At 75.6% G+C, this 22,488-nt stretch carries 23 protein-coding genes and 1 pseudogene; 9 read left to right on the forward strand and 15 right to left on the reverse strand.

Annotation, left to right across the window (positions count from 1 at the left end; translation table 11 throughout):
* Window positions 1-105 precede the first annotated feature (105 nt).
* Together ACFYWL_RS05460 and ACFYWL_RS05465 are read right to left on the reverse strand one after the other, a co-directional pair.
* Window positions 106-1,596 carry an ATP-binding protein gene (locus ACFYWL_RS05460; RefSeq protein WP_386967685.1) on the reverse strand — a complete coding sequence of 497 codons (1,491 nt, stop codon included), beginning with the start codon at window positions 1,594-1,596 and terminating at the stop codon, window positions 106-108.
* Complete coding sequence (locus ACFYWL_RS05465) at window positions 1,574-2,314, reverse strand: response regulator transcription factor (RefSeq protein WP_386967808.1); 741 nt, start codon at window positions 2,312-2,314, stop codon at window positions 1,574-1,576. Before ACFYWL_RS05465 ends, ACFYWL_RS05460 begins: the two co-directional genes overlap by 23 nt.
* Before the next feature lie 234 nt (window positions 2,315-2,548).
* Between ACFYWL_RS05465 and ACFYWL_RS05470 the strand changes: the two genes are divergently transcribed.
* From ACFYWL_RS05470 to ACFYWL_RS05480, 3 genes are all read left to right on the forward strand, one after another.
* Complete coding sequence (locus ACFYWL_RS05470; protein WP_386967687.1) at window positions 2,549-3,523, forward strand: serine/threonine-protein kinase; 975 nt, start codon at window positions 2,549-2,551, stop codon at window positions 3,521-3,523.
* Between the two features lie 11 nt (window positions 3,524-3,534).
* Entirely contained in the window at window positions 3,535-3,960 is a 426-nt protein-coding gene (locus ACFYWL_RS05475; RefSeq protein ID WP_386967689.1) for an OsmC family protein, read from the forward strand.
* A gap of 296 nt (window positions 3,961-4,256) precedes the next feature.
* Complete coding sequence (locus tag ACFYWL_RS05480) at window positions 4,257-5,099, forward strand: hypothetical protein (RefSeq protein WP_386967691.1); 843 nt, start codon at window positions 4,257-4,259, stop codon at window positions 5,097-5,099.
* 6 nt (window positions 5,100-5,105) lie between these two features.
* Here ACFYWL_RS05480 and ACFYWL_RS05485 read toward each other — a convergent pair whose 3' ends face one another.
* From ACFYWL_RS05485 to ACFYWL_RS05505, 5 genes are all read right to left on the reverse strand, one after another.
* The gene (locus ACFYWL_RS05485; RefSeq protein WP_386967693.1) at window positions 5,106-5,645 is read right to left on the reverse strand and encodes an ATPase; all 540 of its coding nucleotides are present in this window, start codon (window positions 5,643-5,645) and stop codon (window positions 5,106-5,108) included.
* 141 nt (window positions 5,646-5,786) lie between these two features.
* On the reverse strand, window positions 5,787-6,233 hold the full coding sequence (locus ACFYWL_RS05490; RefSeq protein ID WP_386967696.1) for a response regulator: 447 nt from the start codon (window positions 6,231-6,233) through the stop codon (window positions 5,787-5,789).
* 68 nt (window positions 6,234-6,301) lie between these two features.
* Window positions 6,302-6,649: an STAS domain-containing protein gene (locus tag ACFYWL_RS05495; RefSeq protein WP_043968663.1), complete on the reverse strand. Its 348-nt coding sequence runs from the start codon at window positions 6,647-6,649 to the stop codon at window positions 6,302-6,304.
* 87 nt (window positions 6,650-6,736) lie between these two features.
* Window positions 6,737-7,786, reverse strand: a complete 1,050-nt coding sequence (locus ACFYWL_RS05500; RefSeq protein WP_386967700.1) for a B12-binding domain-containing protein — start codon at window positions 7,784-7,786, stop codon at window positions 6,737-6,739.
* A gap of 94 nt (window positions 7,787-7,880) precedes the next feature.
* The gene (locus ACFYWL_RS05505) at window positions 7,881-9,620 is read right to left on the reverse strand and encodes a SpoIIE family protein phosphatase (protein ID WP_386967703.1); all 1,740 of its coding nucleotides are present in this window, start codon (window positions 9,618-9,620) and stop codon (window positions 7,881-7,883) included.
* Window positions 9,621-9,886: 266 nt separating this feature from the next.
* Here ACFYWL_RS05505 and ACFYWL_RS05510 point away from each other — a divergent pair, with 266 nt between their 5' ends.
* The 6 genes and pseudogenes from ACFYWL_RS05510 (at window position 9,887) to ACFYWL_RS05535 (ending at window position 14,940) form a co-directional block, all read left to right on the forward strand.
* Window positions 9,887-10,246, forward strand: coding sequence for an STAS domain-containing protein (locus ACFYWL_RS05510; RefSeq protein WP_386967705.1), 360 nt, complete (start codon window positions 9,887-9,889; stop codon window positions 10,244-10,246).
* A 45-nt stretch (window positions 10,247-10,291) separates the two neighbouring features.
* Complete coding sequence (locus tag ACFYWL_RS05515) at window positions 10,292-10,486, forward strand: hypothetical protein (protein WP_386967707.1); 195 nt, start codon at window positions 10,292-10,294, stop codon at window positions 10,484-10,486.
* A gap of 482 nt (window positions 10,487-10,968) precedes the next feature.
* On the forward strand, window positions 10,969-11,937 hold the full coding sequence (bla, locus tag ACFYWL_RS05520; protein ID WP_386967811.1) for a class A beta-lactamase: 969 nt from the start codon (window positions 10,969-10,971) through the stop codon (window positions 11,935-11,937).
* Between the two features lie 370 nt (window positions 11,938-12,307).
* Window positions 12,308-12,952: pseudogene (locus tag ACFYWL_RS05525) on the forward strand (DUF2267 domain-containing protein); the annotation flags it as partial.
* A 70-nt stretch (window positions 12,953-13,022) separates the two neighbouring features.
* Entirely contained in the window at window positions 13,023-13,814 is a 792-nt protein-coding gene (locus tag ACFYWL_RS05530) for a spermidine synthase (protein WP_386967709.1), read from the forward strand.
* Between the two features lie 91 nt (window positions 13,815-13,905).
* Window positions 13,906-14,940, forward strand: coding sequence for an AI-2E family transporter (locus ACFYWL_RS05535; RefSeq protein WP_386967712.1), 1,035 nt, complete (start codon window positions 13,906-13,908; stop codon window positions 14,938-14,940).
* Window positions 14,941-14,975: 35 nt separating this feature from the next.
* On the opposite strand, the gene ACFYWL_RS05540 is transcribed toward ACFYWL_RS05535, so the two are convergent.
* From ACFYWL_RS05540 to ACFYWL_RS05575, 8 genes are all read right to left on the reverse strand, one after another.
* Complete coding sequence (locus ACFYWL_RS05540) at window positions 14,976-16,277, reverse strand: NAD(P)/FAD-dependent oxidoreductase (protein ID WP_386967714.1); 1,302 nt, start codon at window positions 16,275-16,277, stop codon at window positions 14,976-14,978.
* Window positions 16,278-16,379: 102 nt separating this feature from the next.
* Complete coding sequence (locus ACFYWL_RS05545; RefSeq protein ID WP_386967715.1) at window positions 16,380-17,579, reverse strand: alpha/beta hydrolase-fold protein; 1,200 nt, start codon at window positions 17,577-17,579, stop codon at window positions 16,380-16,382.
* Window positions 17,580-17,835: 256 nt separating this feature from the next.
* Entirely contained in the window at window positions 17,836-18,198 is a 363-nt protein-coding gene (locus ACFYWL_RS05550) for a hypothetical protein (protein ID WP_386967717.1), read from the reverse strand.
* Between the two features lie 112 nt (window positions 18,199-18,310).
* Window positions 18,311-19,468, reverse strand: a complete 1,158-nt coding sequence (locus ACFYWL_RS05555) for a ThiF family adenylyltransferase (protein WP_386967719.1) — start codon at window positions 19,466-19,468, stop codon at window positions 18,311-18,313.
* 138 nt (window positions 19,469-19,606) lie between these two features.
* Window positions 19,607-19,879 (reverse strand): DUF6510 family protein, encoded by a 273-nt coding sequence (locus ACFYWL_RS05560; RefSeq protein WP_386967722.1) that lies wholly within the window; start codon window positions 19,877-19,879, stop codon window positions 19,607-19,609.
* A gap of 19 nt (window positions 19,880-19,898) precedes the next feature.
* Window positions 19,899-20,645, reverse strand: a complete 747-nt coding sequence (locus ACFYWL_RS05565; protein ID WP_386967724.1) for a ferredoxin reductase — start codon at window positions 20,643-20,645, stop codon at window positions 19,899-19,901.
* Window positions 20,642-21,232 carry a sulfite oxidase-like oxidoreductase gene (locus ACFYWL_RS05570; RefSeq protein ID WP_386967727.1) on the reverse strand — a complete coding sequence of 197 codons (591 nt, stop codon included), beginning with the start codon at window positions 21,230-21,232 and terminating at the stop codon, window positions 20,642-20,644. Before ACFYWL_RS05570 ends, ACFYWL_RS05565 begins: the two co-directional genes overlap by 4 nt.
* Before the next feature lie 74 nt (window positions 21,233-21,306).
* Window positions 21,307-22,326 carry a TerC/Alx family metal homeostasis membrane protein gene (locus tag ACFYWL_RS05575; protein ID WP_386967730.1) on the reverse strand — a complete coding sequence of 340 codons (1,020 nt, stop codon included), beginning with the start codon at window positions 22,324-22,326 and terminating at the stop codon, window positions 21,307-21,309.
* Window positions 22,327-22,488 lie beyond the last annotated feature (162 nt).

A 22,488-nucleotide genomic window follows, 5' to 3' on the forward strand; every position in this document is an offset into this window, starting at 1 on the left:
GTGAGCTCGACCGCGCGGAGTGGGGCCGCCGCGACGGCGTGCAGGGCCGCCAGGTTCGCCCCGGCCGCTCTGCGCGACCCCACTGGCGACGGGGCCGTGGGCGGCCTATGCGGTGGCTGTGGGGTCCGTGAACGCCGGTAACACGACGGTGAACGCCGTGCGACCGGGGCGGCTGGACACCTCGACCCGGCCGTGGTGGGCGTCCACCACGGCCGCCACGATGGCCAGGCCGAGGCCGGTGCTGCCGTGGGCGCGCGAGCGGGAGCTGTCTCCCCGGGCGAAGCGTTCGAAGACCTCGCCCTGCAGGTCGGGCGGGATGCCGGGGCCGTCGTCGGTGACGGTGAGCGCGACCCCGTCGGGCTCGGCGGCGAGCCGGGCGGTGACGGTCGTGCCGGGCGGGGTGTGCACCCGGCCGTTGCCCAGCAGGTTCGCCACCACCTGGTGCAGCCGGGCGGCGTCGCCCGGCACCACCAGCTCCGCCTCGGGCAGGTCGAGCTGCCAGCGGTGCTCGGGGCCGGCGACGTGGGCGTCGCTGACCGCGTCGACGACGAGGGCGGTCAGGTCCACCGGCTCGACGGCGAGGGGCCGGCCGGAGTCGAGCCGGGCCAGCAGCAGCAGGTCGTCGACGAGGCTGGTCATCCGGGTGCTCTCCGACTCGACCCGGCGCAGCGCGTGCGCCACGTCCGGCGGGACGCGGTCGCGGCCCCGGCGGGCGACCTCGGCGTACCCCCGGATGGCGGCGAGGGGGGTGCGCAGCTCGTGGCTGGCGTCGGCGACGAACTGGCGTACCCGCGTCTCGCTGGCCTGCCGGGCGGCGAGCGCGGCGGCGACGTGCCCGAGCATCCGGTTGAGGGCGCCGCCGACCTGGCCGACCTCGGTGCGCGGGTCGGTGTCGGCGGCCGGCACCCGCACCGACAGGGCCACCTCGCCCCGGTCCAGCGGCAGCTCGGTGACGCGGGTGGCGGTGGCGGCGACCCGACGCAGCGGGCGCAGGGTGGCCTGGACGATGAGCGCGCCGAGGCTGCCGGCGACGAGCAGGCCGGCGGCGGCCACGGCGGCCTGGGCCAACACCATCCACCAGACCGTCTCCTCGACGCTTCCCAGCGGCAGGGCGAACACCAGTGTCTGGCCGTCGACGTACTGGCGGGCCACCGCCCGGTAGTCACCCCGCTCGCCGAGGTCGACGGTGCGGGGGCGGCCGTCGGGCGTGAGCCCGGCCAGCGGGGCGGCCGTGCCGGTGGCGAGCTGTTCGGTCGCGTCGGCCGAGGTGCGGATGGTCGCCGACTGGATGCGGCCGTCGGCGATTCGCGCGGCGATCGACCCGGCCGGGAGGCCGGGCGGCAGCTCGACGGGGCGCGGCGACGGCGGCGGGTTGCTGAACCACGACGGCCGGTCCCCGGGACGTCGGCGCTGGTCGAAGGTGAGCTGGTCGTCGACCTGGGCGATCAGGAAGTGGTGCAGCGCCACCGTGGTCAGCGCGCCGATGCCGACGCTGACGAACGCGAGCAGCGCCACCACGGTGACCACCAGCCGGGTGCGCAGGGACCAGCCGGCCAGCCACCGGCGCGCCCGGTCAGTCGGCCGGCTTGAGGACATACCCCGCGCCGCGCAGCGTGTGGATCATCGGCGCCCGCCCCGCGTCGATCTTCTTCCGCAGGTACGAGATGTAGAGCTCGACGACGTTGGCCTGCCCGCCGAAGTCGTAGTTCCAGACGTGGTCGAGGATCTGCGCCTTGCTGAGCACCCGGCGGGGATTGCGCATCAGGTAGCGCAGCAGCTCGAACTCGGTGGCGGTGAGGGTGATCAACCGGTCGCCGCGGCGCACCTCGTGGCTGTCCTCGTCGAGGCTGAGGTCGCCGACGGTCAGCACGGCGTCCTCCCGGGTGGCGATCGCGAAGCCCGAGCGGCGCAGCAGCGCCCGCAGCCGGGCGATCACCTCCTCCAGGCTGAACGGCTTGGTGACGTAGTCGTCGCCGCCGACGGTGAGCCCGGCGATGCGCTCCTCCACGGCGTCGCGGGCGGTGAGGAAGAGCACCGGCACGGTCGGGGTGTGCTCGCGCAGCCGGCGCAGCACCTGGAAGCCGTCGAGGTCGGGCAGCATCACGTCGAGCACCACCGCGTCCGGCTGGAACTGGCGGGCGGTGCTCAGCGCCGCCATCCCGTTGCCGGCGGTGCGGACCTGCCAGCCCTCGTAGCGCAGGGCCATGGAGAGCAGGTCGGTGAGCGTGGGCTCGTCGTCGACCACCAGCACCCGGACGGGTTCCCCGTCCGGTCGGCGCAGCTCGATGCGGCCCTGCGCGGCCTGCCCCTCCATGACCATGCCCCCATCGTGTGCGTGCCCGCTGTGCCCCACCCCAGCGGATCCTGTGTACCAGCTGTGGGAGCCTTCCGCGGCCCGACCGGATCGACCGCCCGGCTCCGGCGGCGCTGTGCGAACCGGGTCGCGGCCCGCACCGGCGCGGTTTGCCCAGCTCGGGGGCCGGGTATCGGGGCAGGCAGCGCCGGCGTTGACGGGCGGCGTGCGGGCGCGAGCGACGAGGAGCGGTCGATGAGGACGCTGGACGGGCGGTACCAGCTCGAACAGCGCATCGGCGTCGGCGGGATGTCCGAGGTCTGGCGGGCCCACGACGCCGTGCTGGACCGGCCGGTCGCGGTGAAGCTCATCTCCCCCGGGCGCGCCGAGGAGGTCCCGGTGGAGCGGATCCGGGCCGAGGCCCGCTCGGCGGCCCGCCTGGTGCATCCGAACGTGGCCAGCGTGCACGACTTCGGCATGTCCTCGACCCTGCCCGGCCGGCCGGTGCCGTACATCGTGATGGAGCTGGCCGAGGGGGAGACCCTGGCGGCGCACCTGCGCGCCGGGCCGCTGGACTGGCGCATCGCCGTACGGGTCTGCGCCGAGATCGCCGCGGCGCTGGCCGCCGCGCACGCGCACGGGATCGTCCACCGGGACGTGAAGCCGGCCAACGTGATCCTCACCCCGTGCGGGGTGAAGGTGCTGGACTTCGGCATCGCCACCCCGGCCGGGATGCCCGACGAGACGCCGGCGGGCATCGTGGTGGGCACCCCCGCGTACCTGGCCCCCGAGCAGCTCGACCGCCAGCCGGCGACCCCGGCCGCCGACATGTACGCCCTCGGCGTGCTGCTCTACTACAGCCTCGCCGGGCGGCTGCCGTACCCGGCCGACAGCACCACCGAGTTGCTGGGGGCGCGCCGCCGCCGGCCGGCCGAGCCGCTGCCGCCGGTCGACGGCCTGCCGGCGGAGGTCGCCGGGCTGTGCCGGCAACTGATGGCCGACGATCCGGCGCAGCGGCCGAGCAGCCTGATGGCGGCGCTGCTGCTGGCCGAGGCGGTCGACGCCCGGGTGTACGTGCCGATGCTCGCCACGGCACCGCCGAGGCAGCGCGACGGTGGTGGGGTGTCCCCGTGGACCCGGGAGGCGGCGGCCGAGGCGACGCAGGCGGCGACGGCAGGCGGGAGCGGCGGTTTCGCCGGGCTCGCGCCGGGTAGCCGGGCGGGTGACTGAGGGGGGACGCGATGCCGGATCCGAGTTCCTGGCTGCACGAGGCCACCGCCACCGCCGAGAGTGGTCACGTCCGCACCGACGACGGCGGGCTGTCCACCGCGCTGGCGTCCCCGCTGGCGCCGCACTGCACGGGGCTGACGCCGGAACAGCTGCTGGCGGCGGCGTTCGCGTCCTGCCTGCACCACGCCGCCGTGGAGGCGGCCGGGCAGATCACCGACGAGGCGCACACGGTGCAGGTGCGCGCGGAGGCCCGGCTGGGCCGCGACGACGACGGGCGCTACCGCGCCGACGTGCACGCCTCGATCTCCTCCGCCGGGCTGAGCCGGCAGCAGCTCGCCGAGCTGGTCGCGCACGCCGACCAGTTGTGGCCCTTCTCCAGCGGCGACAACAGCCGGCACCGGCTGACGGTCACGCCGGCGGAGAACGGGCGCGGCTGAACCCGTCCGCGGCGCCGGGGGCCGGCGTCGGCCGGCCCAGGTCGGCTCGTCCGGTCGGTCAGCCGCGCATCGCCCGAACGCCCGAGCCCGGAGGAGGCTCACGACCAGGCGGCCCGCCCACCATCGGGACGCCTTTCCCTACGGCGAATCAGGAATACCGCACATGAGGCATTAGCGAGGTCGGCCCGGGTTGCCGCCCTTCTCGCGGCGATCGCCCGGGTGGAAACCCGCAAATTGTGACGCATGCCATCAACCACCCCGGTGGCAGGGCGAGGCCGGCTGTCTAGCCTCGGCGGGTGCATCCCTACGACTCCGCCCAACCGAAGCAGGCCCACGACCGACCGGGTGGCCGACCGGCCGATGCCGGGTCCGCCGAAGGGGTGATCGGCCGGCACCGGCGTCCCGAACCGCCCCGGCGCGCGCTGCTGACGTCGACGCGGGTGCGCGCGGCGCTGGTCACGGGGGTGAGCTGCTGCCTCGGCGTCGCCGCGTTCGCCGGCGCCCGACAGGCCGACGGCCCCGCGGAGCCGGTCCAGGGCGCCCTCGCCGATCGGGCCACGGCCGCCGCCGAGGCCGAGCGGCGCGCCTCCCGCTCCCTCGACCGCTCCCCCGCGGCGCCGGTGACCGTCTCGCCCAGCCCGACGGCGAAGCCCAGCCCGAGCGCCACCCGCAAGCCGAAGCCGAAGCCCGCCAGGCCGGCGCGCCCCCGCCCCGTCGCCGGGCTCAGCCAACTCCAGATGGACAACGCGAAGACCATCGTCGACGTGGGCCGGGAGATGAAGCTGCCCCGGCAGGGCCTCGTCGTCGCGGTGGCCACCGCCATGCAGGAGAGCAACCTGCACAACCTGGCCAGCGACGTGCTCCCCGAGTCCGCGAACTACCCGCACCAGGGCAGCGGCTCCGACCACGACTCGGTCGGGCTGTTCCAGCAGCGCCCCAGCAGCGGCTGGGGCACCGTCCGGGACCTGATGCGCCCCGCGTACGCCGCCCGCGTCTTCTACGAGGCGCTGCTGGAGGTGCCCGGCTGGGAGGAGATGAGCCTGACCGCCGCGGCCCAGGCCGTGCAGATCTCGGCGTACCCCGACGCGTACGCGCAGCACGAGGAGCGGGCCACCACGGTGGTGGCGGCGCTGACCTGAGCCGGCTCAGGCGACCCGGCTGCCCCAGTCGCCCGGCGGCTCGACGTTGACGCCGGCAGCGGCGACCCGGGTCGTCGGCACCCCGCCGTTCGGCACCGCCGCCGCGGCCGTGGGCGTGTCCGCCGCCACCGCCGGCCCGGCGAGGATCTCGTCCACCCGGGCCTCCCGCCGTCGGCGCGCGGCCAGGGCCGCCTCGAAGTCCCGGCGGGCGCTCAGCGCCTCGGCGTAGACCTGCTCGCGGACGCGCCGGGCCTCCTCGCGGGCCGCGTCCAGCTCGAACCGGGCCTGCGCCAGGATCTCGGCGGCCTCTCGTTCGACGTCGCCCAGCGCCGCCCGCGCGCCGTCGACCCCGGCGGCCAACTCGGGCCGATGCTCGACCAGGTCGCACAGGCGGGTCGCCTCGTCCCGGAAACGGTCCCAGTCCCGGACCGACCCGGCGGCGCCCTCGGCACCCGCTGCCAGCCGACTCAACCGGACCGCCAACTGATCGAGGCAGGAGTCGACCTGCCGCCGGTCGTAGCCGAACTCCACGACGGAGAACCTCATACTGTCGCCCCCAGGCAGCCGATGTTTCTTCCCCACCTGTCGATCCTCGGCGGCGCGGGCGGGCGGCGAGGGCGTTCGGGAAAAATGTTCAGCATCCGAGCGGCGACGCCGCGCCCGGGGGGTCGGCCGGGGTCGCGGGCGTCAGGCCCGCTTGGGCAGCACGACGACCCGGCCGAAGAACTCGTCGATGCGGCGCACCACGTCGTTGAAGTCGTCCAGGTCGATCGGCTTGGTCACGTACGCGTTGGCCTGGAGCGTGTAGCTGCCCACGATGTCGGTGTCGGCGTTGGAGGTGGTGAGCACCACGATCGGGATGGTGCGCAGGTCGTCGTCCTGCTTGACCTCGCCGAGCACCTGCCGCCCGTCCATCCGGGGCATGTTCAGGTCGAGCAGGATCACGTCCGGCCGGCGGGCCTCGGTGTGGCGGCCGGACTGGCGCAGGAACTCCATCGCCTCCTGGCCGTCGCTGACCACGTCGATCACCTTGTCGACGTCGGAGTCGGCGAGGGCCTCCTCGATCATCAGGACGTCGCCCGGGTCGTCGTCGACCACGAGGATACGAACGGGGCCGGGGGTGCTTCCAGCCATGGGAACCTGCCTCGGGTCGACGCGGACGACGACCTCGCGGTCGCCTGCTGGCGGGGAAATCTAGCCCATCACGGTGCGGACCGCGCTGTCGGGTGGCCCGTGTCGGGCGGGTAGCCCAGCACCTCGGCCAGCCCCGTCAACCGCAGCACCCGTTCGACCCGGCCGGTCGCTCCGGTGACGCGCAGCCACCCGCCCCTGGCGGTGGCCCGGTTGTCGCCCCGGACGAAGGCGGCGATGCCGGTGGAGTCGCAGAAGGTCAGCTCGGCGAGGTCGACCAGCAGGTGCCGCTCCCCCTGCTCGGTGAGGCGGTCGAGCACCGCCGTGAGCTCCGGCGCGGTGCTCATGTCGAGTTCGCCGGCGAGTCGCAGGCACGCCCCACCGCCGTCCCGCTGGGCGTACGTGACGGTGAACGTCAACGTGGTCCCTCTCGCTCCCACCGCAGCCGGATGCTTGCAGTGGAGCAAGTATAAGCAGGGGGGTCGCCGACGCCCGGCAGACCACGGTCACCGCGCCGACGCGCCCGCCCGCTGGGCGAGCAGCGCCAGCCCCGCGTCCAGGAAACCCGCCGCGCGCGGAAAGTCCCGCAGCTCGCCCGCGTAGTGGTCGAGGGTGAGGGCGATCGCCGGGGCGGGCACCCCCCGGCTGACCAGGATGCCGGTCAACCACTCGACGAACTCGGTGAACAGCGTGCCGTCGTCGACGAAGACGGCGGCGGCGAGGAAGTCGACGATGTGGCCGAGGTCGCCGACGGTCGCGTCGAGCTGGACCGCGTCGTACCCGCGTACCCCCGGCATCCGCGCACGCAGGTCGGCCAGGGCGCTGTCGATCAGCGCGGGCCGCCGCTTGACGAGGCTCGGATGCTCGTCGTCGGCGAGGTGGGCCAGGTCGGCCAGGGGGACGCGGCGCAGGGCCCGCTCGTCGGCGACCAGGTCGGCCGCCCCCGGCGCGTCGGGCGCCCACGCCACCCCGAGGCGACGGGCCCACCGCCCGTCGCGGCCGAAGCCACGACCGCCGACCACCACCGGCACGTCGGAGCGGCGGCACGCCTCGACCATGCGGTACGCGTGCGGCAGCCGCATCGGCAGCGCGCAGGCCAGCGCCACGGCGTGCGCGTCGTGCCGGTGCAGGTACGACACCAGGTGCGCCGCCGGGACGCTGGCACCGAGGAACGTGACGTGCCAGCCGCGCAGCCGCAGCACCTCCGCGACCAGCCGGGGCGGCAACGCGTGCCACTCGCCGTCCATGCAGGCCACCACGATCCGTCCCCGGGTGGGGCGCGGATTGGCCCGGGCCGCGACGGCGGCCACCACCCGCTCGCTGATGTGGGTCGCCGCGTGCTCCTGGGCGACGCTCCACACGTTGCTCGCCCACCTCTGACCCACCTCCACCTGCGCCGGAGCCACCAGCTCCAGCAGCACCCGTTCGGCCGGCACCCCGGCGTCGACCAGCCCGAGGGCGGTCTCGATCGCCGCGTACTCGTCGGCGGACTCCAACGCCAGCAGGAAGCCGGGGCAGGCGTCGGCCGGCGAGCCGACGGCGGCGGGGACGGTCACGCGCTGGTCTCCTTCGAACGGTCGGCAGGGCGGGCGGTGAGGGCGGGCGGTCAGGGCGCCGGTGGGGTGCCAGGCGGTGGGGGCGGGCGGGCGGTCAGGGCAGGGTCGGCACCGCGTGCAGGTGCCGGGCCGCTCGGCGGTGCGGGCCGGTCGCCCGCAGCGCGAGCACCGCGATGTCGTCGTGGTCGCCGTGGGCCAGCCAGTCGCAGGTCACCTGCTCGACCCGTTCGGCCAGCGCCGGGGCGGGCATCCGGTGGCATCCGCCGAGCGCGTGCAGCAGCCGGTCGCCGCCGAACTGCTCGTCGCCGCGCCGGCCGCCCCGGGCCTCGGTCACCCCGTCGCTGTAGAGCAGGCACGTCTCGCCCGGCGCCAGCTCGACGGTCACCTCGCCGACGCGCGGGTCGGGCACCACGCCGATCAGCATGCCGCGCAGGCAGACCGTCTCCACCTCGCCGGAGGAGCGCAGCACAAGCGGGGGCAGGTGGCCGCCGCCGGACATGGTCAGGGTGAGGCCACCGTCGCGCCGGGGACGCACCACGCCGAGCACCATGGTCGCGAAGCGGCCCTGCCCGTGCGCCAGGGTGGCCTCCAGCAGCGCGTCGTTGAGCAGCCGCAGCAGCCGGGCGGGGTGCGACTCCACCCGGTGCAGCGCCTGTAGGCACTGGCGCAGCTGGCCGGTGAACACGGCCGCCTCGACGCCCTTGCCGGAGACGTCGCCGAGGAAGAACACCGCGCCGCCGTCGGGCAGCCGGTGCGAACCGTAGAAGTCGCCGCCGATGCGCAGCCCTGCCTGCGCCGGCCGGTAGGCCGTGCCCCACTGCACGCCGGCCACCTCGGCCGGTTCCACCGGCAGCAGGCTGGCCTGGAGGGTGTCGGCGACCTCGGCCTGGTCGCGGTAGAGCGCGGCGGTGGCCAGCGCCGCGCCGGCCCGGGCCGCGAACGCGCGGACCAGGTCGACGTCGGCCTCGTCGTAGTAGCGGGCCGAGCGCCGGGCGACGAGCAGCGCCCCCGCCGGCAGGTCCCGCCCGGGCAGCGGCACCACGCGGGCGCTGACGTCGACGGCGTCCAGGCCGGGCAGCCAGCCCGCCTCGACCGCCTGCTCGACCAGCCAGTCCAGCGCGTGCGGCTCGACGCCGGTGAGCCCCTCGTCGATGGCCGTTGGCAGGTCGACGGCGTTGAGCATGCCACTGTCCACGCTCGGCGCCTCGTCGTCGGCCCGGACGGCCCGCCACCAGCGGGCCCGGCCGGACCGCGGGGCGAGCACCAGCACGGCCACCTCGGCGAGGGTCGGCACGGCGAGCCGGACCACGGCGGCGGCGGCCCGGTCCGGGTGCAGCGGGTTGCCGAGCTTCTCCCCCACCACGGCCAGGAAGGCCGAGCGGGCCCGCTCGGCCAGCAGCGCGTCGGCCCGGGTGACGCTCTCGGTGACGTCCTCGACGTAGCGACAGCTCCGGGCGCCGGACAGCGCCACCTCGCGGACGCGCAGCCGGCGGCCACGGTGGCCGAACTCGCCCCCGGCCGGCGGCGTACGCAGCCCCGCCACCCCGGACGCGACGAGCAACTCGCCGACGGTCACCTCGGGCAGCAGCCGCTCGGCGACCGGGCTCAGTTGACGCACCACGCCGTCGGCGTCGCAGACGATCAGGCCCTCGCGGAAGTGCTCGACGACCTCCGCCCAGTCGGGCGCGGGCGGGCCCCGGTCGGGGGCCAGGGGCGGCAGCGCCGCGGGAGGCCGCGCCGGCACGTCGGCGGGCCACGCCGGGGCCCGGGCGGCACTCGGCGTGGAGATCCGTCCGTCGCCCGGGTCCCAGTCCCTGACGTCGGCAGCAGCCACCAGCTGAGCCCCACTCCCTCTCGACACCCGCCCGACACCCACGGGCCACCGGAAACGGCGTATGTGGTCCAATCTCCTCACCCCACCCTACGCCGGTCCACCGGCACCGCCACCCCACGCTGCGCTGAGCTGCCCGAATCGGTCTCGACGGGCGACACCGGCCGGTGATTGTTACGATCCGAGGCGAACCTGCCCGACCGGCAGCCCTGCGGAAAGGCGTGATCGTGGTACCCCAGGGGAGGAAACCCGAGGCGACACCGCTGACCATGTCCATCGATCTGACCGACCCCGGCGCGCCCCTCATCCGGGTCGGCGGCGACCTCGCCTTCACCACCGCCGCGCCGCTGCGGCACGAGGTGGACAGGCAGCTCGCCGAGCGCCCGGCGGTGCTCGTGCTCGACTTCGCCGACCTGCAGTTCATCGACAGCACCGGGCTCTCGGTGATCGTGCACGCGTGGCGGGAGGGGCAGCAGAGCGGCACCGTCCTCCGGCTGTGCTCGACACCCCGGTTCCTGGACACCATCCTCGACATGACCGGCGTGACCGGGCTGCTCGCCCGCCCGCTGCCCGACAGCGAGCAGGCCGCCGGAGCGCCCGGTCCGCACCGGTCGGCGACATCCGCCTGAACGCCTTCGCGTTTGTCGATCACCGCAGGCTGGACACATGCAGACATGCCAGCCCCGCTGTCGACCATCGAGGTGAGCCGGCTCGCCGCCGGGCGCGCCCGGCTTCGGCTGCTGGGCGAACTGGACTACGACACCGCGCCGGAGCTGCACTGGAAGCCGCCGATCGGCTGCGCGGGGACGGCTGCACCGAGCTGGAGATCGACCTCGGTGGGGTCGGTCTCTGCGACTCCACCGGCTTGAGCCGCGCTCGTGGTGATCCACCGCGACGGCACCGGGCCGATCCAATTGACCGGCACGAGCAACCAGCTCCAGCAACTGCCCGATCGCACGGGCCCCACCGAGATGCTCGCCACCACCCACCACGCCCCACACCCACCCACCACACACCGCCGCCGCCACCGAAACGGCCCAACTAACCCCCACTCCCCCTGCCTGCCCGCGTCCTCGCCGCCCCGCCCCGCCCCGCCGCCGCACCCCGCCGCACCCCGCCTCGCCCCGCCGCCTCCGGCCCAGTGATCAAGAGGTTTGCGTCACCGCAAAGATCAACTTTGACACAAACCTCTTAATCACCGGGCCGGAGGCGGGGCGGGGGGAGGCGGCGGGGGCGGGGTGGGTTGGTGGGCAGGGTGTGGGCAGTGGGGGGCGGGGATCGCGGCACAATGGGGTGAAGCCGGCGTTCGCCGGCGATGGGGAGGAGCCGCGTGACCGGGGTCCGTCGGAAGATGTCCGTGGCAGCGGTGCTCGCGGCGGGTCTCGCCGCTGGCTGCACGTCGGCACCGCCTCCGGCCGCGCCCGGCGCCACCGCCCCGCCGAGCGCCACCGCCACGCCGAGCGCCACCGCCACGCCGAGCGCCACGGCCAGCGCCACGGCCGCTCCCGAGCCGACCGCGTCCCCCGTTCCCCCACCGGCCGAGCTGACCGCCCTGGAGCGGCGGTTCGACGCACGCCTGGGCATCTACGCGGTCGACACCGGCACCGGCCGCACGCTCGCCCACCGGGCCGACGAGCGGTTCGCGTACGCCTCGACGGTCAAGGCCCTCGCGGCCGGCGCGCTGCTCGCCGCGACGTCGGACGCGGACCTGGACCGCGTCGTCCGCTACGACCGGGCCGACCTGGTGCCCCACTCGCCGGTGACCCAGCGGCACGTCGCGGACGGGCTGACCCTGCGCGCGATCGCCGACGCGGCGGTGCGCCACAGCGACAACACCGCCGCGAACCTGATGTTCACCGAGCTCGGCGGCCCCGCCGGGCTCGCGCGGGCGCTGCGCGGCATCGGCGACACCGTCACCAACCCGGTGCGCACCGAGACGAGCCTCAACGAGGCCGCGCCGGGCGACGCCCGCGACACCAGCACGCCCCGCGCCATGGCGGGCTCCCTGCGGGCGTACGCGCTCGGCGACGTCCTGTCCGCCGCCGACCGCAGCGTGCTGGTCGACTGGCTCCGGCGCAACACCACCGGGGCGACGCTGATCCGGGCCGGGGTGCCGGCCGGCTGGCAGGTCGGCGACAAGACGGGCGCGGGCGGGTACGGCACCCGCAACGACATCGCGGTGCTGTGGCCACCCGGCGGCGCCCCGATCGTGCTCGCCGTCATGTCCCGCCGCGACGCGAAGGATGCGCAGCCCGACGACGCCCTGGTCGCCGAGGCCGCCCGGGTGACCATCGACGCGCTACGCGGCCCCGGCTCCTGAGGGAGCACGAATACGGGGCCTGTGCCGACCGGCCCCGTGCTGTACGCCGATCTTGCACTTCGGGCCCCACCGATGGGCGATTTCATCCGCTTTCGCGGGGCCGCAAGTGCAAGATCGCGCAGGGTGGGCAGGGGTTCAGGGCGGGACGCCGAGCCTGCGGCCGGCGAAAGCCGACAGCCCGGCCACCCCGACGGCAGGCGCGGCAGACCTCGCACACGGCCCGTGGGGTGGCACCGGGTCGGGCGTGCCTCACCCGGGCCGGGTGAGGCACGCCCGCCGACCCGTGGCGGGGCTCCGGGCCGTTTCGGGTCCGACCGGGCCGGGAACGCGACCGCCGAGACAGCAGACCGGAGAAGGAGCGAGGTGTGTCATGCGCAAGCAGATGGAGGGGGACAACCAGCGCCGCCGGGCACTCGCGCGCCAGGCCCGGGAGCGCGGCCGGCAGGCCAGCGAGACCGGTGCGAGCCTGAGCGCCTCCAAGCAGCTCACCCACCTGGACCAGGGCAAGCGGGCCGGACCTCCCCCGGCCGGGCGGCACAAGCCGGACAGCACCCGGGGCGGCCCCGCACCGCCGCCGGCCGCCCAGCCCCGGCCCGAACGGACCCGGCCCGAACGGGGCGCCGGTGGGGCGTTCGCGGCGACCGGGATCGGCTACCGGGAGCTGGTCGACGACGTGGGCCGGCGGGCCGGTGTCGACTTCGACACGGCGAAGGTCGCGGCCGAGGCCACGGTGCTGACCCTGGCCTGGGCGCTGGAGCAGGGCGCGCGGGAGCGGCTGCTCCGGGCGGTGCCCGTGAAGCTGCACGACGTGGTGCCGGTCGACGGCATCGAGCGCCACCATGACCTGCCGGGCTTCGTCGGCGAGGTGGCCCGGCTCAGCGGCCGTACCCCGGAGCAGGCCCGGCGGCAGGCGGAGGCGACGCTCACCGCGCTGGCCGACCGCGACGGCGACCTCGTCGCCGCGCTGCGGGTGCCGGACGGGCTGCGGGACCTGCTCGGCCCGGCGGCCGGCGGCTGAGCGCGCGGGCCGGCGGGCCGCCACGCCCGCCGGCCCGGCCGGTGCGCCCGGCGGCTACGGTGCCGGAATGGACTCCGCCGCCGAGGGGCTGGAACTCGTGGCCGACCCGGCCCGCCGCACCGGGCGCACGCTGCTCGCCGGGGGCGTCGCCCAGTCCTACGTCGACGTCGCCGACCCCCGCCACCTGCACTTCGAGTACGTCCGCCAGATGGCCGCCGTGGTCGATCTCGCCGCGCCGCCCGGCGCTCCGGTCGACGCGCTGCACCTCGGCGGGGGCGCGTTGACCCTGCCCCGCTACGTCGGGGCGACCCGGCCCGGCTCGGCCCAGCTGGTGGTGGAGCGCGATCCGGCCGTCGTCGAGCTGGTCCGCCGGGAACTTCCCGCGCCACCGCCGGGGGTACGCGTCGACGTCGCCGACGCCCGCGCGGCGGTGCGGGCGGCCCCGGCGCAGGCGTACGACCTGGTCCTCGCCGACGTCTACCGGGCCGCCCGGATGCCGGGGCACGTGGCGAGCGTCGAGTTCGCCGCCGAGGTGGCCCGGGTGCTGCGCCCCGACGGGATCCTCCTGGTCAACGTCACCGACCTGCCGCCGCTGGTGTTCACCCGCGCCCGGGTGGCCACCCTGCGGGCCGAGTTCGCCGACGTCGGCCTGCTCGCCGACCGGCGGATGCTGCGCGGGCGGCGCTACGGCAACCTGGTGCTTGCCGCGGCGCGCCGGCCGGGCCGGCTGCCGGTGGGCCGACTGGCGACGCGGGTGGCCCGCGATTCGGTGCCGGGGCAGGTGCTGCACGGCGCGGCTCTCGACGAGTTCGTCGGCGGGGCACGCCCGGCCACCGACGCGGCCCTCGGCGTCGACTGACCGGGCAAGCGGGGGGCGGCGGTTGCCGGCGACCGCCGGGGCCGGCGGCACGGGCGGGTTTCCGGCGTGCCGGCCGGGGTAGCCGCGCCGGATGAGGAGCGCCGAGGACCGGGCGACCGCCCGGCGGGCGGCCATCGTCATCGGCCTGGTGCTGGCGACCCTGCTCGTGCTGGCCCTGGCGTGGGCCACCCGGCGGGTGCTGACGTGGACCGTCGTCGCCGTGTTCTTCGCCGTCGCGCTGAAGCCGCCGGTCGACGCCCTGCAACGGCGTCTCGTGCGGCACCGCGCGATGGCCACGCTGCTGGTCTTCCTGGCCGCGTTCGCCCTGCTCGCCGCGCTGGCGGCGGGGATCGTGCTGCCGCTGCTGGACGAGTTGGGGCGCGCGGCCGACCGGGCGCCGGACGTGCTGCGGGAGACCCGGGCGGGCCGGGGGCCGTTCGGCGAGGCGCTGGAACGGCTGCGGGTGCGGCAGTACGTGGCCGGCCACTCGGCGCAGGTGCAGCAGTACGGCAGCCGGCTGCGCGACCCGACGGTGGGGCTGGTCCGCAGCGTGTTGGAGACCCTCGCCGGGCTGGTCACCGTGGTCGTGCTGGCGTACCTGATGGTGCTGGAGGCCCCGAAGATCATCTCGACGGGGCTGGGGTGGCTCGGCGACGGGCCGGCGCGGCGGGCGCGGCGGGTGGGCCAGGGCGTCTCCCGGGTGGTCACCGGCTACGTGAGCGGGAACCTGCTGATCAGCGTGATCTGCGGCGCGCTGACGTTCCTGGTGTTGGTCCTGACCGGGGTGCCGTTCGCCGGGGTGATCGCGCTGCTGGTGGCGATCGCCGACCTGGTGCCGCTGGTCGGGGCGACCATCGGCGCCATCCTCGCCGGCGGGGCCGGCTTCCTGCACTCCCCCACCGCCGGCATCGTGGTGCTGGTCTTCTTCGTGGTCTACCAGCAGGTGGAGAACCACCTGCTGCAACCGCTGATCATGTCCCGGGCGGTCCGGCTGAACCCGCTCACCGTCCTGGTCAGCGTGCTGTTCGCGGCGGAGCTGGCCGGGCTGGTCGGCGCGCTGCTGGCCATCCCCGTCGTCGGCGTGGGCCAGGTGCTGCTGCGCGAGTTCGCCTCGCGCCGGGGTTAGGCGGGCGCGGGGCGAACTCGCGCGGGCGGGGCGCGTCAGCGGGGGTGGACCGGGACCTCCGGCGACGAGCTCTCCAGCGGCACCGCGTTCGCCGGCACCAGGCCGAGCTGCATCGCCGGGCGGGGCAGGGCGGCGTCGAGCAGCCAGTCCGCACCGACCCGGGCCCGGTTGCCCGGCATCGCCAGCAGGTGGTAGCCCCGCGTGACGGCCTTGGCCGGCAGGCCGGCCAGCGAGACCTTCAGCGGGTTCGCCGCCGCGTCCTTGCCGCCGAGGTCGACCACCCAGCCCAGGTCGTGGTGCTTGTAGGGGCGGCGTCGGCCCTGCCCGTAGGAGGCGGCGATGTTGTGGGCCACCAGCTTGCCCTGCCGCTGGGCGTGCTGGGCCGTCATCGTGCAGATCTTGCCGGGGCGGGTCAAGTCGGGCACCGCCGCGGCGTCGCCGCAGGCGTACACCTCGGGGAAGCCCGGCACGGTGAGGTACTCGTCCACGACGAGGCGACCCTTCTCGGTACGCAGGCCGAGCTCGGCCACGAACGGATCGGGGCGCACACCCACGCACCAGATGAGGCTGCACGTGGGCACGTACTCGCCGTCGGTGAGCATCACCCCGTCGGGGGTGGCCTCCGAGACGGAGGTGCCCATCCGCACGTCGACGCCGCGCCGCCGCAGCACCCGGTCGGCGGTGCGGGACATCCGCTCGTCCAGCTCCGGCAGCACCCGGGGGGCCACGTCGAGCAGCATCCAGCGCGGCCGGACGTCGAGGTGCGGGCGCTGGGCGACCAGCCGGTCGGTGAACAGCTGCCCGTGGGCGGCGACCTCCGTGCCGGTGTAGCCGGCGCCGACGACCACGAACGTGCTGCGCGCCCGCTGCTCGGCCGGGTCGTCGGCCAGCTCCGCCAGCTCGATCTGGCGTACCACGTGGTCGTGCACGTAGAGCGCCTCGGGCAGGCCGCGGAACCCGTGGGCGTACTCGGTCACCCCGGGGATCGGCAGCAGCTTGTTGACGCTGCCGACGGCGAGCACCAGCCGGTCGTACGCGAGCCGGCCGCCGTCGCCCTCCGGCATGGTGTAGCCGACCCAGCGGTTCTGCAGGTCGACCCGGTCGGCCTCGCCGACGACCACCCGGACGCCGTCGAGGGTGCCGCTGAGCGGCACGCTGAGCCGCCCGGGTTCGACCACGCCGGCGGCCACCTCGGGCAACAGCGGCAGGTAGAGGAAGTAGTCGGTCGAGTTCAGCAGCACGATCTCGGCCTTGTTGCGGGCGATCCGGCTCAACGTCTTCGCCGCGTGGTAACCGGCGAATCCGGCCCCCACGATCACCACACGAGGTTTCGTCATGACGAGTGCCGTTCCCGCCCTGGCCGGGGACAAACATGGCGGTACGCACCGGTACGCACCGGAGGGCCGGCCGCGACGGTCGACCGCCGGTCGAGACGGCCGCTAGGGTCCGCCGAGGACGGCGAGCAGCCCCTCGGCGAAGGTGCGCCGCCAGTTGACGTAGTCGTGCCCGCCCCGGTATTCCGCGTAGGTCACCTGGTGGCCGCGCGCGACCAGCAGGTCCCGGAAGCGGCGGTTGACGGAGAGCTGGTCGACCTGCTCGGGGCGGGGCCAGGTGTTCTCCCGGTCCCCCACGTCCAGGTAGAACCGCACCGGCGCGACCGGCCAGCCGGCGTACGCGCGGGTCAGCCACTCCCGCTCGTCGGGCTGCGCCGACGCCGGCCACCAGAAGCTGCCCGACTGGGCGATCACCGCGCCGAACGCCCCGGGGGCGGCCAGCGCCACGTACGCGGCGGCGAGCCCGCCCAGCGACGAGCCCGCGATGACCCGCCGGGCGGGGTCGTCGGTGACCGCCCAGCGCCGCCGGGCCCAGGGCAGCAACTCCCGGGTGACGAACGCGCGCAGCGCGGCCGACGGGCGCAGCTCGGTCATCCGGCGCGCCCCGCTGGGGGCCGAGACGAACAGCGCCAGGGTCGGCGGGATCCGCCCGGCGGCGATGAGGTTGTCCAGCGTCGCGGGCACCCGCAGCAGCGCCCGGGACAGGTAGCCGTCGAAGACCACCAGCAGCGGCAGCGGCCCGGCGGCCGGGACCGCCGGCCGGTAGACCGCGACGCGCCGCCGGCCGCCCCACGCGGCGGTGCGCAGGCTCGTGCCCAGCACGGCGCCCCGGGGCACGCCGGGGTGGTGCCGGATCCAGGGTTCGTCGGGGGCCTTCGGCAGCTCCAGCAGGGACGCCCACAGCTCCCGGTCGCTGGGGTCGGCGGGGTCGGCGGGCAGCCGGAACGGGTGGTGGTTGAGCACGTCGAGGTGGGTGGGGCCCCGGCCGGTGGGGTCGGTCGGCAGCTCCGGCGAGCCGTGCCGCAGGAAGTAGATGGTGCGCAGGTCGACCGGCAGGCGCTGGGAGCCGTGCCACAGGTCGGTGCCCGGGACGCGGCGCAGCGTCAGGTCGACGCCCCAGCCGGTGGTGGTCTGTGCCGCCTGACCGCGCCACAGGAAGGTCACCAGGGCGCTGTCGCCGTCGACCTGCTCGATCAGGGGCGTGCCCCGGGCGGCGACCTCCCGCCAGAAGTCGGCGAGCACCTGCGCGCCGCCAGCGCGCAGGTCGTGCAGCAGGCGGGCGATGCGAGGGCTGGTCTCGGGCACGGCTGGTCCCTGTCTGGTCGATCGGGTCGGAGGGGCGGGGCGGTGGATCAGGGCGGTGGATCGGGTCGCAGGGTCGACGACCGGGGCCCGGGCGGGCTCGGCGGCGGGGCGGGAACGGCAGCCGTCGCCGCCGCGCCGCCGACACCGGCACGCCGTCGGCGCGCCGGCCGGGCCCCGGCTCAGTTGCCGCTGGGGTTGCTCGCACTGGTCGTCTCCACCTTGTCCAGCTTCCGAATGACGATCTGCTCCACGCCGCTCACCTCCCTCCCGTGGACTCGTGACCGGCCGCCCCCGCTCCCGCCGCCGGCACGGCCCGGTGGGCGCGGCGACGGGCGCGCAGCCGCCGCCCGTGCCGCCGCCACCACGCCCAGCCCCACACCGCCCAGGAGCCGCCGAGCACGGCGGCGGTGACGGCCGCGTCGAACCGGTCGACCGGGTCGCCGCCCGGGCGCAGCCCGCCGGCGGCGTCGGCCCGCGGCGCGAGGGTGAACGGCACGGTGACGGTGACGGCCACGGCGAGGCAGGCGGCGGTGCCGACGACCAGCAGCAGCGCGTACCAGCGGACGGCCCGGCGTTCCCGGGCCGGCAGCGGCAGCGGCAGCACGGCGAGCAGCACCACGGCGGCGGCCCGGTCGACCGGGTGTCGACCCGCCCGACGATCCAGTCGTCGCCGTCGGGGCGGATGCGCAGCTCGTGCAGCAGGAGCCGGCAGGAGCCGGCCACCTCGACGCTCACCGGCGCGGCGCCCGGCCGGTGGCGACCACCGCGTCGACGGCTTCGCCGCCGCAGCCGGCCGGGCAGCGCGGGTGCGGCGGGTGGGCGATGAGGAAGTGCTGGTCGGCGGCGACCAGGTTGATCCCCTGGAGCTGGCCGGGGCGCACGGCCGGAACGCCGGTGAGCAGCGCCGACGCCAGGTGGGCGGCGAGGTGGCCGGAGAGCCCGGCGGAGGCGGCGCTGACCGCGCTGCTGCTCTCCCGCTCCACCGTGTACTCGGCGGCCGGGTCGTCGCGGCGGCGCTTGTCGTGCTCGGCCAGCCAGAAGCACTCGTAGCAGGGCCCGAGCCCGGGCAGGTAGGCCGCCGCCGTCACCACCGGCCCGTGGTAGCCGGCGTCGACCCACGGCGTGCCGGTGTCCAGGCAGACCCGGTTGGCCCAGGCCCGGATGGCGCCCGGCCGGTCGGCGCAGAGCACCAGCACGTCGCGGTCGGCGGCCAGCCGCCGCAGGTCGGCCGGCCCGCGCACCTCCGCCCGCTCGCCGGTGACCTCGATGTCGGAGTTGAGCCGGCGCAGCCGGGCGACGGCGGCGTCCACCTTCGGCCGGCCGATGTCGTCCTCGACGTACACGGTCTGGCGGTTGAGGTTGGACAGCTCGACCACGTCGGGGTCGACGCAGTGCAGCCGCCCCACGCCGCTCGCGGCGAGGGCGAGCGCCGCGGCCCCGCCGGTGCCGCCCAGCCCGACGACGACCGCCCGGGCCCGCTTCAGGGCGACCTGCGGCTCCCACGAGGTGGCGCGCGGGACCAGGTCGATCCACCGGTGGAAGCGCCGGCTGCGGTCGTAGCGTTCCCGGTCGCGGTCGGTGAGCTCCGGCGGGTCGGGGGCCGCCGCGTCGTCGAGGTACCCGGCGGCGGCGAACTGGTCCAGCGCGGCGCGCACCGCCCGCGCCGTCTCGGTGGGGTGCGCGGCGAGGACCCGGGCGACGATCTCCTCGGCGCTGCGGGTGCCGTCGGCGGCGCGCAGCGTCGTCCAGATCGCCCCGGTGGTGTCGAGCACCTCGGCGGCGATGCCGTAGACCGAGCCACCGATGCGGACCCGCCCGCCGGGCAGCCGGTGCAGGCCGTGCTCGGGTTTCACCTGCGGATACCACCCGGACGTGATGAGTGAAGCCATCGATCCTCGCCCCCGTACGGCAGATCGCTGTCTTGGCGATCAGCCTGGCGGACGGCGGCGGCGAAAGCAACACCCCGTGCCCGAATGGTTACCCGGCGGTAGGCCCACGCTGCCCACGGGCCCGCGCAGCGGCCGTGGCTAGGCCGGCGGCAGCGGCACCTGGAGGAAGGTGGTGCCGCGCAGGTCGAGCCAGGCCCGGTCGGGCCCGCGCACCAGGCGCAGCATCACCTCCGCGCACGCCGGGCAGCGGGCCACCAGGCCGGGCGCATGGGAGTAGACCCGCAGGCCCGCCATCGGACCGGTCGCGCCGCACGACGCGCAGCGCCCGGTGGCCGCGCTGACGTCCACCGCGAAGACCTCCCGCAGTGGGCCGTCGAGCATGTTGCCGTCCAGGTAGGACAGTTCGGTCACGGGGTCTCCTCGTCGACTGTCAGCCGGTGGGGCCGAAGCGTTCGGTGCGGACCCGGCGCGGCTGGTGACCCAGCCCCACCAGCAGGTCCGCCACCGTCTCCACGAAACCGGTCGGGCCGCAGACGTAGCACAGCGGCTCCAGCTCGGCCGGCCAGCCGTGGGTGTTCACGTCGGCCAGCCCGATGCGGTGCGGCTCGCCCCGCCATTCCTGCGGCGCGGCCCGGGTGTAGACGTACGCCACGTCGAGGCCCTGGTCGTCGCGGGCCCGGCGGCGCAGCTCGTCGGCGTAGAACACGTCGGCCGGGGTCCGCACGGAGTAGATCAGCCGGAACGGGGCCCGGCTGCCGGCGGCCCGGCGGGCGCGGACCATCGCCATCAGCGGGACCACGCCCGAGCCGCCGGCGACCAGCAGCACCGGCGCGGTCTCGGCCGGCCGCCACACGAACCACCCGCCGACCGGGCCGCGCACCTCCACCGGGTCGCCGGCCGCCCAGGTGTCGATCAGGTACGGCGAGACCTCCCCGTCGGGCACGCGCTGCACGGTGAGCGCGACGCGGTCGCCCTCGGCGGGCCCGGCGAGGGAGTACGACCGGGCGGCCTGGTAGCCGTCGGGGGCGGTGAGCCGCACGTCGACGTGCTGGCCGGGCAGGTGGCCGGGCCAGCCGGGGACGTCGAGCACGAGGGTCTGCGCGGTCGGCGTCTCGGTGCGGCGCTCGACGAGCCGGGCCACCCGCCAGCCCAGCGGGGCGGCCAGCGGGGCGCTCAATCGCCGGCGTAGCGCTGCTCGCGCCACGGGTCGCCGTAGTCGTGGTAGCCGGCGGTCTCCCAGAAGCCGGGGGTGTCGGTGACGCCGAGGCGGATGCCGCGCACCCACTTCGCGGACTTCCACAGGTAGAGGTGGGGCACGAGCAGCCGGGCCGGTCCGCCGTGCTCGGCGGGCAGGTCCCGGCCGTCGTAGGCGTGCACCACCCAGGCGCGTCCGTCGCGCAGGTCGGCCAGCGGCAGGTTCGTGGTGTAGCCGCCGTAGGAGTGGGCCAGCGCGTACGTCGCGTCGGTGTCGACGCCGTCGAGCAGCACGTCGAGCGAGACGCCCTGCCAGGTGGTGCCGAGCTTGGACCACCGGGTCACGCAGTGGATGTCGACGGTGGGGGTCTCCTGCGGCAGGGCGGTGAACTCGGCCCACGTCCAGCGGTGCTCCGCGCCGGTCTCGGTGGTGACGACGAACTCCCAGGCGTCCGGCCGCACCTTCGGCGTCGGGCCGGCGGAGAGCACCGGGAAGTCCTCGGTGAGGTACTGGCCGGGCGGCAGGGCCGGCCCCCCCGAGCGGCGTCGGCCCTGGAAGCCTGGTGACACGATTCCCACCCGTCAGTCGTACCACCTGCGCGAGTGCGGCGGCGCCGTTCGCCCGGACCCGCGCGCCCGCGCCGTCAGTGCCGGCCGGCGACGACCTCCTTGTCGCCCGGCGAGGCGTTGCGGGTGGCCCGCAGGCTGGTGAGCGTGACGACCACCAGCACGCCGATGATCACGCCGAGCGAGGCCAGGGTCGGGATCTCCGGCACGCCGGCCCAGATGCCGTGCGCCCAGTGCAGGCCGAGCTTGACGCCGATGAAGGCGAGGATGATCGCCAGGCCGTAGCTGAGGTGCACGAGCCGGCTGAGCGCGGCGTGCAGCACGAAGTAGAGCGCCCGCAGCCCGAGCAGCGCGAAGGCGTTGGTGGCGAAGACCAGATACGGGTCCTCGGTGATGCCGTAGACGGCCGGCACCGAGTCGACGGCGAAGACCACGTCGGTGGCGAGGACCGCGACCACCACGAGCGCGAGGGGGGTGAGCGCCCGGCGGCCGTGCTGCCGGACGGTCATCCTGGTGCCCTGGTATTCGTCGACGACCGGCATGAACCTGCGCAGCAGCTTCACCGACCGCATCGTGTTGATGTCCACCTCCTGCTCGTGCCCGGAGAGGGCGTCGCGGAGCAGCTTGACGGCGGTGGCGATCAGGATGATGGCGAACAGCAGGAAGGCGAAGTCCAGGGTCTGCAGCGCCGCCGCGCCGAGGGCGATGAAGACGGCGCGCAGCACCAGCGCACCGGCGATGCCGTAGAGCAGCACCCGCTGGGCGAGCACGGCCGGCACCGCGAACGCGGCCAGCAGCAGCATGAAGACGAAGAGGTTGTCGACCGAGAGCGACTTCTCCACCAGGTAGCCGGTGAGGTATTCCACGCCCTGCTGGGAGCCGTAGCGCGACCAGATCCACGCGCCGAAGGCGAGCGGGAGGGCGACGTAGAACGCCGACCAGCCGAGCGCTTCCTTGATCGACACCTCGTGGGGTCGGCGGGTGACGAGGAAGTCCAGCACGAGCAGCGCGAGCACCCCGGCGATGGTGACCGCCCAGAGGGTGGGCGTGCCGATCGAGGACAACGTGCCGGCAGCAAGAAGGGATGATTCGGTCATATCGGGTCTCCTCGAACACCATGTCATGTTCGAGGTCTCCTTCACCCACGATCGGCGTGGGCAACCACCCGAGGCGCGCCCCGGGCACGCCGTACTGACCGGAATGGTTCGTGGGAAGTACTCCCCTCGTGGGACCAGGTTAGGCCAGCCCCGGGCGACTCG

Origin of the sequence: Micromonospora sp. NPDC002575, assembly GCF_042889525.1 — a bacterium.
Classification (GTDB): Bacteria; Actinomycetota; Actinomycetes; order Mycobacteriales; family Micromonosporaceae; genus Micromonospora; species Micromonospora carbonacea.

Coding starts and splice junctions, on each gene's coding strand:
- ACFYWL_RS05460 (WP_386967685.1), bottom strand. CDS start 1,596: ATGTCCTCAAGCCGGCCGACTGACCGGGCGCGCCGGTGGCTGGCCGGC.
- ACFYWL_RS05465 (WP_386967808.1), bottom strand. CDS start 2,314: ATGGAGGGGCAGGCCGCGCAGGGCCGCATCGAGCTGCGCCGACCGGAC.
- ACFYWL_RS05470 (WP_386967687.1), top strand. CDS start 2,549: ATGAGGACGCTGGACGGGCGGTACCAGCTCGAACAGCGCATCGGCGTC.
- ACFYWL_RS05475 (WP_386967689.1), top strand. CDS start 3,535: ATGCCGGATCCGAGTTCCTGGCTGCACGAGGCCACCGCCACCGCCGAG.
- ACFYWL_RS05485 (WP_386967693.1), bottom strand. CDS start 5,645: ATGAGGTTCTCCGTCGTGGAGTTCGGCTACGACCGGCGGCAGGTCGAC.
- ACFYWL_RS05490 (WP_386967696.1), bottom strand. CDS start 6,233: ATGGCTGGAAGCACCCCCGGCCCCGTTCGTATCCTCGTGGTCGACGAC.
- ACFYWL_RS05510 (WP_386967705.1), top strand. CDS start 9,887: ATGTCCATCGATCTGACCGACCCCGGCGCGCCCCTCATCCGGGTCGGC.
- ACFYWL_RS05515 (WP_386967707.1), top strand. CDS start 10,292: ATGCCAGCCCCGCTGTCGACCATCGAGGTGAGCCGGCTCGCCGCCGGG.
- bla (WP_386967811.1), top strand. CDS start 10,969: ATGTCCGTGGCAGCGGTGCTCGCGGCGGGTCTCGCCGCTGGCTGCACG.
- ACFYWL_RS05530 (WP_386967709.1), top strand. CDS start 13,023: ATGGACTCCGCCGCCGAGGGGCTGGAACTCGTGGCCGACCCGGCCCGC.
- ACFYWL_RS05535 (WP_386967712.1), top strand. CDS start 13,906: ATGAGGAGCGCCGAGGACCGGGCGACCGCCCGGCGGGCGGCCATCGTC.
- ACFYWL_RS05540 (WP_386967714.1), bottom strand. CDS start 16,277: ATGACGAAACCTCGTGTGGTGATCGTGGGGGCCGGATTCGCCGGTTAC.
- ACFYWL_RS05555 (WP_386967719.1), bottom strand. CDS start 19,468: ATGGCTTCACTCATCACGTCCGGGTGGTATCCGCAGGTGAAACCCGAG.
- ACFYWL_RS05575 (WP_386967730.1), bottom strand. CDS start 22,326: ATGACCGAATCATCCCTTCTTGCTGCCGGCACGTTGTCCTCGATCGGC.